The organism is Pseudomonas sp. RHF3.3-3 (assembly GCF_048069595.1).
Taxonomy (GTDB): Bacteria; Pseudomonadota; Gammaproteobacteria; order Pseudomonadales; family Pseudomonadaceae; genus Aquipseudomonas; species Aquipseudomonas fuscovaginae_B.
This window is the reverse complement of the sequence record NZ_CP182250.1, coordinates 1,129,379-1,141,113: the sequence shown is the minus strand read 5'-3', so window position 1 is coordinate 1,141,113 and position 11,735 is coordinate 1,129,379. Positions and strand designations below refer to the sequence as shown.

Here is an 11,735-nt window from a genome sequence, read left to right as displayed (position 1 = left end):
CTTGCTCATAAAGTGGCCGATTATAACCATACCCGGCCGAGCTTAGTACCCGTCATGCGTCGACATCCGTTGCGCCGGTTACATCAACGATTTGCGGTTGAAGTGGCGCAGGCGCAGCCCCATCAGCAGCAGCATGCCGAAGTAGGCCACCACACCCGCCACCACCAACGCCCCCAGGCGCAGGAAGCGCTCGAGCATATGCCCCTGGTCCCACGCCGGCATGACATGCATCAGCCCCAACAGCACCGCCGACATCACGCCAACGGCAACCACCAGTTTCAACAGGTACAGCCCCCAGCCCGCCTGGGCGACGAACAGTTTCTGCCGGCGCAACTGCCAGAACAGCAGACCGGCATTGAGGCAGGCGCCACCACTGATGGCCAGCGCCAGCCCGGCATGGGCCAACGGGCCGACCAGGGCCAGGTTGAGCAATTGGGTGACCGCCAGGGTAAAGATCGCGATCTTCACCGGCGTGCGAATGTTCTGCTGGGCATAAAAGCCGGGCGCCAGCACCTTGATCATGATGATCCCCAGCAGGCCGACCGAGTAGGCGATCAGCGCCCGCTGGGTCATGGACGCATCGAAGGCACTGAACTGGCCGTACTGGAACAGCGACACCGTCAGCGGCTCGGAAAGGATCGCCAGCGCCAGCGAGCACGGCAGCACCAGCACGAAACACAGGCGCAGGCCCCAGTCGAGAATCCGCGAGTACTCGTGACGATCCTTGTTGGCGTAGGTCTTGGACAGGATCGGCAACAGGATGGTGCCCAGCGCCACGCCCAGCACACCGGAGGGCAGTTCCATGAGGCGGTCGGCGTAATACATCCAGGATACCGACCCCGCCACCAGGAACGAGGCGAAGATCGTATTGATGATCAGCGAAATCTGGCTGACCGACACCCCGAGGATCGCCGGCAGCATCTGCTTCATCACTCGCCACACACCGCTGTCGCGCAGGTTGATGCGCGGCAGCACCAGCATGCCGATCTTCTTCAGGTGCGGCAGTTGGTAGAGCAACTGGGCCAGGCCACCCGCCAGTACCGCCCAGCCCAGCGCCATCACCGGCGGGTCGAAGTAGGGAGTCAGGAACAGGGCAAAGATGATCATGCTGATATTCAGCAGCGTCGGCACGAACGCCGGGACCGAGAAACGGTTCCAGGTGTTGAGGATCGCCCCGGCCAGGGACGATAGCGAGATCAGCAATATATAAGGAAAGGTCACCCGCAACAGGTCGGAGGTCAGCCTGAACTTCTCCGGCGTATCGGCAAAGCCGGGCGCGGTCGCCCAGATCACCCACGGCGCGGCGAGCATGCCCAGCGCCGTCACCAGGGCCAGTACCAGGGTCAGCAGGCCGCTGACATAGGCGATGAAGGTCCGGGTCGCCTCCTCGCCCTTCTGGCTCTTGTACTCGGCGAGGATCGGCACGAACGCCTGGGAAAAGGCCCCTTCGGCGAAAATCCGTCGCAGCAGGTTGGGCAGCTTGAAGGCGATGAAGAAGGCGTCGGTCGCCATCCCCGCGCCAAAGGCCCGGGCGAGGATGGTGTCGCGAACGAAGCCCAGCACCCGGGAAAGCATCGTGATGGAACTGACGGCAGCCAACGACTTGAGCAGATTCATTGAAAAATTGTGCGCCCTGGAATGAAGAGGCAGGCGAATATGGCGCCCGGCTGTGCGATACTCCGCGCCGCAACAGCACAGAGCCAAAGCTCGCGAGTTTACAGGTCGTACGCCGGAAAGAAACATCCGAAGCGCCACATCGACCACTCGGCGGAGCGCGTCGTTCGCCCTTGACAAGCCTTCAACTCATCGGCATGATTCGCGGCCTATTTTGTTTGCTATTCCCTAAAAAGTCTTTCGAGGAGCTCGACGGTGGCCAACTCACCTTCCGCCAAAAAACGTGCTAAACAGGCTGAGAAGCGTCGCAGCCACAACGCCAGCCTGCGTTCCATGGTTCGTACCTACATCAAGAACGTAGTGAAAGCCATCGACGCAAAAGACGCCGCTAAAGCACAAGCCGCCTACGTTCTGGCAGTGCCTGTTATCGACCGCATGGCCGACAAGGGCATCATCCACAAGAACAAGGCCGCTCGTCACAAGAGCCGTCTGAATGGCCACATCAAGGCCCTGGCTGTTGCTGCCTAAGCGACCAGCCTGCTGAAAAACCGACCCAAGGGTCGGTTTTTTATTGCCTGCAATTCAAGAACCACACCCTCTGCAGGAGCAGGGCCTACCCACGAAAGCGCCCTCTCCGGCAACGCAAGGTTCAAGAACCTATTCGCAGGCAAGCCCGACACCTACAAGGCGCGGCGCAGCAAGGTCACACCAACTCGACACCCTACCGATTCGGCCACGGCAGAATCGGAATCGCCGTCACCGCATTCTGCGGACTCCCTTCGATCACACGATCACTGTAGACCAGATACACCAGGGTATTACGCTTCTTGTCGAGGAAGCGCACCACCTGCATGGTCTTGAACACCAGCGACGTGCGCTCCTTGAATACCTCCTCGCCATCCTTGAGCTCACCACTGAAGCGGATCGGCCCAACCTGGCGACAGGCGATCGAAGCCTCGGCACGATCTTCCGCCAGCCCCAGGCCGCCCTTCAGGCCACCGGTCTTGGCCCGCGACAGATAACAGGTCACACCCTCGACCCTGGGGTCATCGAACGCCTCGACCACGATCCGGTCATTCGGCCCGACGAACTTGAACACCGTCGACACCTGACCGATCTCCTCGGCCGACGCCAGCAGCGGCAACGCCAGGAGCAACCCGAACAATCCCTTTGCCAAACCCATCCGCACTCCCCTCGACTCGATCACACCAGAATAAGATTATCGCGATGAACCAGCTCCGGCTCAGCCATGTAGCCCAGCAGGCCGACAATGGCATCCGACGACTGACCGATGATCTTCTGCGCCTCGAGCGCACTGTAGTTGGCCAACCCACGAGCGATCTCACGACCGTCCGGCGCCACGCACACCACCATTTCACCACGACGGAAGCTGCCCTGGACCAGCTTGACCCCTACCGGCAACAGGCTCTTGTGATCACGCGCCAGCGCATTCACCGCACCGTCGTCGAGCACCAGGGTGCCACGAGTCTGCAGGTGTCCGGCCAGCCACTGCTTGCGCGCCGCCAGCATGCCACGCTCCGGCGACAACAGAGTGCCGATGCGCTCGCCAGCCTTGAGACGATCGAGCACCCGCTCCAGGCGACCACCGACGATGATGGTATGCGCGCCCGAGCGCGCCGCCAGCCGCGCCGCCCGCAGTTTGGTCTGCATGCCGCCACGCCCCAGGGCGCCACCGGTGCCGCCCGCCACGGCATCCAGCGCCGGGTCGTCGGCGCGAGCCTCGTAGATCAGCTGCGCATCGGGATTGCTGCGCGGATCGGCATCGAACATGCCATCGCGATCCGTCAGGATCACCAGCAGGTCCGCCTCCACCAGGTTGGCCACCAGCGCCGCCAGGGTGTCGTTGTCACCGAAACGGATCTCGTCGGTGACCACCGTGTCGTTCTCGTTGATCACCGGGATGACCTTGAGCTCCACCAGCGCACGCAAGGTGCTGCGCGCATTGAGGTAGCGCTTGCGATCGGACAGGTCGTCGTGGGTCAGCAGGATCTGTGCGGTATGGCGCCCATGCTCGGCAAAGCTCGACTCCCAGGCCTGCACCAGCCCCATCTGGCCGATAGCCGCCGCCGCCTGCAATTCATGCATGGCACTCGGTCGAGCGGTCCAGCCAAGCCGACTCATGCCCGCCGCCACCGCGCCGGACGACACCAGCACCAGCTCCACGCCAGCCTCGTGCAATGCCACCATCTGCTCAACCCAGACACCCATTGCCGCGCGATCCAGGCCCTTGCCGTCCGCCGTCAGCAGTGCGCTGCCGATCTTCACGACCCAACGCTGCGCACCTGTCACCTTGCTCCGCATGATCTTCCAACCCTTGCCAGCAGGCAGCGCAACCGGGCGCCACCCACGCGATTATGTGATTTACGTATTACGGATACCAAAACGCCGCTCAGGGGAGCGGCGTTCTAGTTTACCGAATGAATCAGTCGCGGACGTAAATGATTTCCGGACCATCCTCATCATCGAAGTCATCTTCATCCCAATCATCGTCACCGATGTCGTGGACACTCTTGACGCCGCTGCGACGCAGGGCCCGCTGGTCATCCAGAGCCTGCAGCTGGGCACGCGCCTCATCCTCGATGCGCTGGTCGAGCTCACGCAACTCGTCGGCGTAGGCCGGGTCGCTGGCCAGGCGATCGAGACGATCCTCCAGGTAACGCATGATGTCACGGGTCAGACGCTCGGTACCCTCGCTGGCGATCGCCGAGATCACGTAGACCGGGCCGGTCCACTGCAGGCGATCTACCACTTCCTTGACACGCGCCTCGTGCTCTTCCTCGAGGATCTGGTCGCACTTGTTCAGCACCAGCCAGCGATCACGCTCGACCAGCGACGGACTGAAGCGCGCCAGCTCGTTGACGATCACTTCGGCCGCATCCGCGGCACTGCTTTCATCCAGCGGCGCCATGTCAACGAGGTGCAGCAGCAGACGGGTACGCGCCAGGTGCTTGAGGAAGCGAATCCCCAGGCCGGCACCCTCCGAAGCCCCCTCGATCAAGCCGGGGATGTCGGCGATGACGAAGCTCTTCCAGCGGTCGACACTGACCACACCCAGGTTCGGCACCAGCGTGGTGAACGGATAGTCCGCCACTTTCGGACGGGCGGCCGACACCGAACGAATGAAGGTACTCTTGCCGGCATTCGGCAGACCCAGCAGACCGACGTCGGCCAGCACCTTCATTTCCAGCTTGAGGTCACGCTGCTCGCCCGGCTTGCCCGGCGTGGTCTGGCGCGGTGCACGGTTGGTACTGGACTTGAAGCGGGTGTTGCCCAGGCCATGCCAGCCACCATGAGCCACCAGCAGGCGCTGACCATGCTTGACCAGATCACCGATGACCTCCTGGGTCGCGGAATCGATCACCGTGGTGCCGACCGGCACGCGCAGGTCCAGGTCATCACCCTTTTTACCGGTGCAGTCGGTGCTGCCGCCGTTCGATCCGCGCTCGGCCTCGAAATGCCGGGTATAGCGGTAATCCACCAGGGTATTGAGGTTTTCGTCGGCAACCATATAGACCGAACCGCCATCCCCACCGTCACCGCCGTTGGGCCCACCCTTCTCGATGAATTTTTCCCGACGGAAACTCATGCAACCGTTACCGCCGTCGCCAGCCTTTACGCGAATCGATACTTCATCAACAAACTTCATAACACGCCTCTCGTCACCGGGACGAGCCGATGGAAATCAAGACATAAGACTCTTGCAAAGATGAGCGTAGCGCCACCTATCCACCCATGAAACCAGCGCACGGCTCACACGAACAGCTTTGCAAGAGACTCACCCCACAAACGAAAAAGCCCCGTCGCAAGACAGGGCTTCTCCAGCATTGCCGCGATTAAGCTGCGACGACGCTCACGTAACGACGACCGAAGGCGCCTTTTACTTCGAACTTGATCACGCCTTCGACTTTAGCGAACAGGGTGTGATCCTTACCCATGCCAACGCCATAACCGGCGTGGAATTGGGTGCCGCGCTGACGCACGATGATGTTGCCCGCCTTGATAGCCTGGCCGCCGTACATCTTCACGCCAAGTCGTTTGGCTTCTGAGTCGCGACCGTTACGGGTACTACCACCAGCTTTTTTGTGTGCCATGAGTTCAATACTCCAAAAAGGGAATTAGGCGAATTAAGCCTGAATACCGGTGATTTTGATCTCGGTGTACCACTGACGGTGACCCATGCGCTTCATGTGGTGCTTACGACGGCGGAACTTGATGATGCGGACCTTGTCGTGACGGCCTTGGGAAACCACTTCAGCCGAAACGGTAGCGCCAGCAACAACTGGAGCACCGATGTTCACGTCGTCGCCGTTGGCAACCAACAGAACGCGATCAAAGGTAACGGATTCGCCAGTGGCGACTTCCAGTTTTTCAATCTTCAGGTATTCACCTGGGGCGACTTTGTACTGCTTGCCGCCGGTAACGATTACTGCGTAAGACATGGTATTTCTCCGATAATCCTGCTCACCCAGCGCTTAATAGGTAAAGGTATTGGCTGGCATGGCTGCATGGGGCTGGAACGGCCCAAGTGCAATTGCGTAAGGCAGGTGCTGCCCAGGAAGTTCAGGGTGCGCGATTGTACGCAAGCTGTCGATTCCTTGCAAGTGGATAGGAGCGCTGTCCTGCGGACGTTCTCCCTGAAAACGGTCGTCCGAGCCGGCTTTTGGGGCAGGATTATCGAGCGCAGCAGCGTTCACGGTGCCCGGGGCCGCCTTGACAGGCCGTACCCCCCGCCCTAGCATGCCGCGCAACCCTTCTGGAGCGACCCTCGCTGATGCAACCCCAAGCTTTCTACCGCGCGGTGGCGGACGATTTTAGCGCCGTCGACGGTATCATCAAGAAGCAGCTGACTTCCCGGGTGCCGCTGGTCTCGAAAATCGGTGACTACATCACCTCGGCCGGGGGCAAGCGCCTGCGTCCTTTATTGGTACTGCTTTGCGGCAAGGCCCTGGGTCGCGAAGGCGACGACCTGCGCCTGCTGGCAGCCACCATCGAATTCCTGCACACCGCCACCCTGCTGCATGACGATGTGGTCGACATGTCCGGCATGCGCCGCGGCCGCTCCACCGCCAACGCCATGTGGGGCAACGCGCCCAGCGTCCTGGTCGGTGATTTCCTCTATTCGCGCTCCTTCGAGATGATGGTCGAACTGGGCTCGATGCCGGTGATGAAGATCCTCTCCCAGGCCACCCGCATCATCGCCGAGGGCGAAGTGCTGCAACTGTCCAAGGTCCGCGACGCCAGCACCACCGAAGAAACCTACATGGAAGTCATCCGCGGCAAGACCGCGATGCTCTTCGAGGCCTCGACCCACAGCGCCGCCGCCCTGTGCGGCGCGACACCGGAGCAAGCCGAAGCCCTGCGTACCTTTGGCGACCACCTCGGCGTGGCCTTCCAACTGGTCGACGACCTGCTGGACTACAAGGGCGATGCCGAGACCCTGGGCAAGAACGTCGGTGACGACCTCGCCGAAGGCAAGCCGACCCTGCCGCTGATCTACACCATGCGCGAAGGCACGCCGGAACAGGCCGCCCTGGTACGTCGGGCCATCCAGAAAGGCGGAATCGAGGACCTGGAAAGCATCCGCGCTGCCGTGGAAGCTTCGGGCTCGCTGCAATACACCGCCCAACTGGCCCGTGACTACGTGGCCCGGGCGATTGCCTGCCTGGAGGCGCTGCCAGCCAGCGAATACCGCGATGCGCTGGTCGGACTGAGCGAGTTCGCCGTCGCCCGCACCCACTGACACACCTCTCCTTGCCGGAGCGTGCGGTGTGGCGAACCGCACGCTCCGGCAGACGTCCGCGTCATTCCCCCCTCGCCGACAAAACCCTATATAATGTGCGCTTTTAGCCTTCCCAAAACCTGAGGAGCCCTAGTGAGCACGTTGCCACCCTGCCCGAAATGCAATTCCGAGTTCACCTACGAAGACGGCGTCCAGCTGGTCTGCCCGGAGTGCGCCCATGAGTGGTCCGCCAACGGCGAAGCCGAAGCCGCCTCCGACGACAACGTGAAGAAGGACTCCGTGGGCAATATCCTCCAGGATGGCGACACCATTACCGTGATCAAGGATCTCAAGGTCAAGGGCACCTCGCTGGTGGTCAAGGTCGGCACCAAGGTGAAGAACATCCGCCTGTGCGATGGCGACCACGATATCGACTGCAAGATCGACGGCATCGGCCCGATGAAACTCAAATCGGAATTCGTCCGCAAAGCCTGAGGAAATGCCACGCTGGCGACGCGGCACCAGCCCCTGTCGCCAGCAGCCCCGGATCACCGGCAGTTTCCCCCTGGCGTCCCCCTCCTCCCCCGATTCCCGATTTCAGACCAATTCCCCCACAGAAAAACCAGGAATCCGCCAATAGGCACTTGCTATTCCTTGAATAAGAATTATTCTCATTGAAACCCATCAAGGAGATGAGACCATGACTTATTTGATCGATGCCTGGCTGGACCGCCCACACCCTTACCTGCGCATCCTGCATCGGGAAACGGGTGAAGTCTGTGCGGTACTGGAGGAAGAAGCGCTGCATGAGCTGCAGGACCAGGGCGACCTGGATGTCAGCGGGTTGAGTTCCAGCGAACCGCTGGTGCTCAAGGAACTGGTGCGCAACCTGTTCCTGTTCTGTTATGCCCGGGCATTGCGCCCCACGGCGGATCTCCACGGCAAGCTGCAGATGTGAACTCTACTCAGGCTCACACCACTGCCCCTGTGGGAGCAGGCGGTCCGGCGATACGATTTAGTCGCGAACAGGCCATCGCCTCTGCGCGGGCCAGTCGGATCGCCGCACCGCCTGCTTCAGCAGCGGCTTACAGGACGGCCAGCAGCTCGACGTCGAACACCAGCACGCTGTGCGGCGGGATGCTGCCAACGCCCTGGGCGCCATAGGCCAGCTCGCTCGGCACGTACAGACGCCATTTGCTGCCGGCGTTCATCAGTTGCAGGGCTTCGGTCCAACCGGCGATCACGCCACCCACCGGGAACTCGGCAGGCTGGCCACGCTCGTAGGAGCTGTCGAACACGGAGCCGTCGATCAGGGTACCGTGGTAGTGAGTGCGCACGGTGTCCTCACGGGTCGGCTTGGCGCCGTCACCCTGGGTCAGCACTTCGAACTGCAGGCCCGAGGCCAGAGTGGTGATACCTTCACGCTTGGCGTTTTCCGCCAGGAACGCCAGGCCGGCACCCGCTGCGGCTTCAGCCTTGGCGGCCGCTTCGGCCTGCATGATTTCACGAATGACCTTGAAGCTGGCGGACAGTTCTTCCTGGCTCACACGGCTTGGCTGGCCGTTGAAGGCGTCGGTCAGACCGACCAGGATCGCGTCCAGGCTGACGCCGGGTGGCGGGTTGTCACGCAGCTGGTCACCCAACTGACGGCCAATACCGTAGCTGACGCGGGTTTCGTCGGTGGACAGATTTACTTCGGACATCATACTGCTCCGCTGTGGGACTGCTCCGGAAAATACCCTGAAAACACGGCATCTCCCCTCGCGCCCGGAACCAAAAAGGGTGGGCAGACTAGCACAGAAGCACCCACGGTTAGCAGCCCATCCCCAGAAACGACACCGCCCGTGCGTTTCACAACGAACGGGCGGTGCGGGTCGACATGGCAGCCGGGGATCAGTGCTTGGTCACCTTGTCCAGGTAGCCCATGGCGAACGCCGAGACCACGAACGTCATGTGAATGATCACGTACCACTGCAGATGCACCGGATCGACGTTCTTGGCGTCCATGAACACCCGCAGCAGGTGAATCGAGGAGATCGCCACGATGGACGCCGCCACTTTCATCTTCAACGAAGTGGAGTCCATCTTGCCCAGCCAGCTGAGCTTCTCCTTGTCGTCGGAGATATCCAGCTGGGAGACGAAGTTCTCGTAGCCGGACATCATCACCATCACCAGCAGCCCGCCCACCAGGGCCATGTCGATCATCGACAGCAGCACCAGGATCAGCTCGGACTCGGCCATGGAAAACACGTTGGGAATAACGTGAAACACTTCCTGGAAGAATTTCAGGGCCAGTGCCAGCAACCCCAGGGACAAGCCGAAGTAGATCGGCGCCAACAGCCAGCGCGACGCATACATCGCATTTTCAATAAACCGTTCCATGAATCTCACATATCGCCTGAAAATGGCCGCGAGTATACCAGCGCCTCAACCCGAGGGAAAAAGCCTGCATCACGCACCTCGTTCAACGGCAGGACAGCTGCTTCCGGGCAATTTTCTGCTAGTGTCGGCATCAATGACATCGCGCATGTACTGTGGACAGGAAAACTGAACAATGGATTTGCGACGCCCCCTGGGTTGCCTCGGACTCTCGGCCGCTCTGCTGCTGAACGCCTGCTCGCCCCACGACAAGCCGCCCCAGGCCAGCCTTGAAGAACGGACCGCGCAGTTCGAGAAAACCCTGGACGGCATTCAGGACCCCAAGCTCAAGGACGCCGTGGCGGACCTCGGCGGCTCGCTGCTGCTGCTCGAACGGGCCCGCCTGCGCCTGCGGGACAAGCCGATCGAAACCGAGTACGGCGACGATGCCCTGGCGTTGCTCAAGCACTACGCAAGCCCCCAGGCCCTGGCCGAGACCTATATCAACGGGCTGTTCGTGCTGCGCAAGAAATCCAGCTCCGACTACCTGACCGACCTGCAGCCGATCTTCCCGTTCAGTTTCAACTACCCGACCGAATTCCCCTTCCCCCACGCACTGGAATGGCAGTCGGTAACCCTCAGCGACAAGCAGGTGATCCCTTTCCAGCCGGAATGGTCGGAAACCGATCCCGGGATCCAGTTGAGCCCCTCCAGCGCGAACCTGACCAACCCGGATGACCTGACCGTCAGCTACCCCTATATCGAGGGGCTGGAGATCGAGAACAGCAAACAGCCACAGCCGGTCACCCTGCACGGCAAGATCGAGGTGATCGCCCCGCGCAAAATCGTGACCTTCAGCCTGACCGGCAAGGACATCGGCAAGCGCCAGATCCAGGACAACATCAGCCTGACCCTGGTGTCCCTCGACAGGAACAATGCCGAAGTCGAACTGAGCAACAGCGCGCCGCAAGCCCCGCAACTCGGCGATACCCTCTTGAACCCGCTGATCGTCCAGGCCCGGGATAAAACCGGGCAGTTCCTCTCGCGCTCGGGCTCGATCAACGAGAATGCCGCCCAGCTCGCCTTCTATCAGAAGCAACTGGACGAAATGCTCAAGCAGAAGAGCTGGAGCGACGAGTTCGAGAAGAAACTCGACGATGAGCAGAAAACCTTCGAGGCCGGCCAGCCCAGCCGCTACACCCGTGTGTACTTCAACGGCCTGGTCGACAGGCTGGAAATCAGCGTGCTGGATTTCTCCGATGCGGTGGTCAACCGCAAGGACCTCGACCTGCCGGTACGCCAGTTCGACAACCCCACCGGCAAGGAAATCCAGGCGCTGCCAATGCCCGTGGTGGTCTACGACGATCAGGCCGCCAACTACCTCAAGGACGCCAACCTCGATGCCGAGCACCTGAAAAAGAGCGTCAGCATCAGCCAGTCGGTCGAGGACGCCAGCGCCGCGCGCATCGAGTTCGACCATCCCCGGACCTTCAACGACGAGTTGCTCGGTTCCTCCTTCAACCTCGGCGACAGCCCGGTGACCTTTTTCGCCGAAGACGAACAGGGCAAGCGCGGCGAACCACTGGAACTGCCCAAGGAAGCCTTCGAAGTCGATCCGATGGAAGGCTCGATCACCTACGATCTCAACCTGTTTCCGGAAACGCCGGCCTACGCCATCGGCTCGATCCCGCTGTTTCTCGCCAACATCCAGAAGAACAGCCTCGATGCCCGCCAGTTGCCCAAGGGCCTGGAGCTACGGGGCAACGCCCTGGTGGTCGATCAGAAACAGTTCCCTGCCGATGCCTGGCGCTTTTATGCCAAGGACGACAGCGGCAACTATCTGAAAGAGATTCTCTCCAGCAGCCACAACGGAAAAACCGGCTCGACGCCGGTTTATGAGGTGCATTACTTCTACGGCCAGCCGACACACCTGGAAAGCTACCAGCGCACCGACCTGCAGACCGTCGAATACGGCTTCGAGGTCAAGCTCGACAAGGTCCAGAACAACGAACCGGCCGAATGA

Annotated in this window: 13 protein-coding genes; 5 read left to right on the top strand and 8 right to left on the bottom strand. The window is 61.3% G+C overall.

All coding sequences use genetic code 11. From position 1 onward, the window contains the following. Nucleotides 1-78: 78 nt before the first annotated feature. Nucleotides 79-1,617: a murein biosynthesis integral membrane protein MurJ gene (gene murJ, locus ACMGT0_RS05130; protein WP_416771716.1), complete on the bottom strand. Its 1,539-nt coding sequence runs from the start codon at nucleotides 1,615-1,617 to the stop codon at nucleotides 79-81. Between the two features lie 252 nt (nucleotides 1,618-1,869). On the opposite strand from murJ, the gene rpsT reads away from it, so the two are divergent. Continuing rightward, a complete protein-coding gene (gene rpsT / locus ACMGT0_RS05125; protein WP_010451812.1) occupies nucleotides 1,870-2,142 on the top strand; it encodes a 30S ribosomal protein S20 in 273 nt (90 codons plus the stop codon). Nucleotides 2,143-2,335: 193 nt separating this feature from the next. On the opposite strand, the gene ACMGT0_RS05120 is transcribed toward rpsT, so the two are convergent. The 5 genes from ACMGT0_RS05120 to rplU form a co-directional block, all read right to left on the bottom strand. Continuing rightward, entirely contained in the window at nucleotides 2,336-2,797 is a 462-nt protein-coding gene (locus ACMGT0_RS05120; RefSeq protein WP_054059040.1) for a CreA family protein, read from the bottom strand. 20 nt (nucleotides 2,798-2,817) lie between these two features. Then, nucleotides 2,818-3,936, bottom strand: coding sequence for a glutamate 5-kinase (gene proB / locus ACMGT0_RS05115; protein ID WP_054059041.1), 1,119 nt, complete (start codon nucleotides 3,934-3,936; stop codon nucleotides 2,818-2,820). 121 nt (nucleotides 3,937-4,057) lie between these two features. Next, nucleotides 4,058-5,281 carry an Obg family GTPase CgtA gene (cgtA, locus tag ACMGT0_RS05110; protein ID WP_054063775.1) on the bottom strand — a complete coding sequence of 408 codons (1,224 nt, stop codon included), beginning with the start codon at nucleotides 5,279-5,281 and terminating at the stop codon, nucleotides 4,058-4,060. Between the two features lie 187 nt (nucleotides 5,282-5,468). Continuing rightward, nucleotides 5,469-5,726, bottom strand: a complete 258-nt coding sequence (gene rpmA / locus ACMGT0_RS05105) for a 50S ribosomal protein L27 (RefSeq protein ID WP_003281574.1) — start codon at nucleotides 5,724-5,726, stop codon at nucleotides 5,469-5,471. A 33-nt stretch (nucleotides 5,727-5,759) separates the two neighbouring features. Then, complete coding sequence (gene rplU, locus ACMGT0_RS05100; RefSeq protein ID WP_017905394.1) at nucleotides 5,760-6,074, bottom strand: 50S ribosomal protein L21; 315 nt, start codon at nucleotides 6,072-6,074, stop codon at nucleotides 5,760-5,762. A gap of 332 nt (nucleotides 6,075-6,406) precedes the next feature. Here rplU and ACMGT0_RS05095 point away from each other — a divergent pair, with 332 nt between their 5' ends. From ACMGT0_RS05095 to ACMGT0_RS05085, 3 genes are all read left to right on the top strand, one after another. Continuing rightward, nucleotides 6,407-7,375, top strand: a complete 969-nt coding sequence (locus ACMGT0_RS05095) for a polyprenyl synthetase family protein (RefSeq protein ID WP_416771714.1) — start codon at nucleotides 6,407-6,409, stop codon at nucleotides 7,373-7,375. A gap of 132 nt (nucleotides 7,376-7,507) precedes the next feature. Continuing rightward, nucleotides 7,508-7,849 (top strand): zinc ribbon domain-containing protein YjdM, encoded by a 342-nt coding sequence (locus ACMGT0_RS05090; RefSeq protein WP_017905392.1) that lies wholly within the window; start codon nucleotides 7,508-7,510, stop codon nucleotides 7,847-7,849. A gap of 205 nt (nucleotides 7,850-8,054) precedes the next feature. Next, nucleotides 8,055-8,312 carry a hypothetical protein gene (locus tag ACMGT0_RS05085; RefSeq protein WP_054059044.1) on the top strand — a complete coding sequence of 86 codons (258 nt, stop codon included), beginning with the start codon at nucleotides 8,055-8,057 and terminating at the stop codon, nucleotides 8,310-8,312. A 127-nt stretch (nucleotides 8,313-8,439) separates the two neighbouring features. Here the strand turns inward: ACMGT0_RS05085 and ACMGT0_RS05080 are convergent, their stop codons facing one another. Next, nucleotides 8,440-9,057: an FKBP-type peptidyl-prolyl cis-trans isomerase gene (locus ACMGT0_RS05080; RefSeq protein ID WP_054059045.1), complete on the bottom strand. Its 618-nt coding sequence runs from the start codon at nucleotides 9,055-9,057 to the stop codon at nucleotides 8,440-8,442. A 190-nt stretch (nucleotides 9,058-9,247) separates the two neighbouring features. After that, nucleotides 9,248-9,736 (bottom strand): TIGR00645 family protein, encoded by a 489-nt coding sequence (locus ACMGT0_RS05075; RefSeq protein WP_017905389.1) that lies wholly within the window; start codon nucleotides 9,734-9,736, stop codon nucleotides 9,248-9,250. 172 nt (nucleotides 9,737-9,908) lie between these two features. On the opposite strand from ACMGT0_RS05075, the gene ACMGT0_RS05070 reads away from it, so the two are divergent. Further along, on the top strand, nucleotides 9,909-11,735 hold the full coding sequence (locus tag ACMGT0_RS05070; RefSeq protein ID WP_416771712.1) for a hypothetical protein: 1,827 nt from the start codon (nucleotides 9,909-9,911) through the stop codon (nucleotides 11,733-11,735).

What these genes read in the sequence shown, in the direction of transcription:
- murJ (WP_416771716.1), bottom strand. Translation starts at nt 1,617, where the DNA reads ATGAATCTGCTCAAGTCGTTGGCTGCCGTCAGTTCCATCACGATGCTT.
- ACMGT0_RS05120 (WP_054059040.1), bottom strand. Translation starts at nt 2,797, where the DNA reads ATGGGTTTGGCAAAGGGATTGTTCGGGTTGCTCCTGGCGTTGCCGCTG.
- proB (WP_054059041.1), bottom strand. Translation starts at nt 3,936, where the DNA reads ATGCGGAGCAAGGTGACAGGTGCGCAGCGTTGGGTCGTGAAGATCGGC.
- cgtA (WP_054063775.1), bottom strand. Translation starts at nt 5,281, where the DNA reads ATGAAGTTTGTTGATGAAGTATCGATTCGCGTAAAGGCTGGCGACGGC.
- rpmA (WP_003281574.1), bottom strand. Translation starts at nt 5,726, where the DNA reads ATGGCACACAAAAAAGCTGGTGGTAGTACCCGTAACGGTCGCGACTCA.
- rplU (WP_017905394.1), bottom strand. Translation starts at nt 6,074, where the DNA reads ATGTCTTACGCAGTAATCGTTACCGGCGGCAAGCAGTACAAAGTCGCC.
- ACMGT0_RS05095 (WP_416771714.1), top strand. Translation starts at nt 6,407, where the DNA reads ATGCAACCCCAAGCTTTCTACCGCGCGGTGGCGGACGATTTTAGCGCC.
- ACMGT0_RS05085 (WP_054059044.1), top strand. Translation starts at nt 8,055, where the DNA reads ATGACTTATTTGATCGATGCCTGGCTGGACCGCCCACACCCTTACCTG.
- ACMGT0_RS05080 (WP_054059045.1), bottom strand. Translation starts at nt 9,057, where the DNA reads ATGTCCGAAGTAAATCTGTCCACCGACGAAACCCGCGTCAGCTACGGT.
- ACMGT0_RS05075 (WP_017905389.1), bottom strand. Translation starts at nt 9,736, where the DNA reads ATGGAACGGTTTATTGAAAATGCGATGTATGCGTCGCGCTGGCTGTTG.
- ACMGT0_RS05070 (WP_416771712.1), top strand. Translation starts at nt 9,909, where the DNA reads ATGGATTTGCGACGCCCCCTGGGTTGCCTCGGACTCTCGGCCGCTCTG.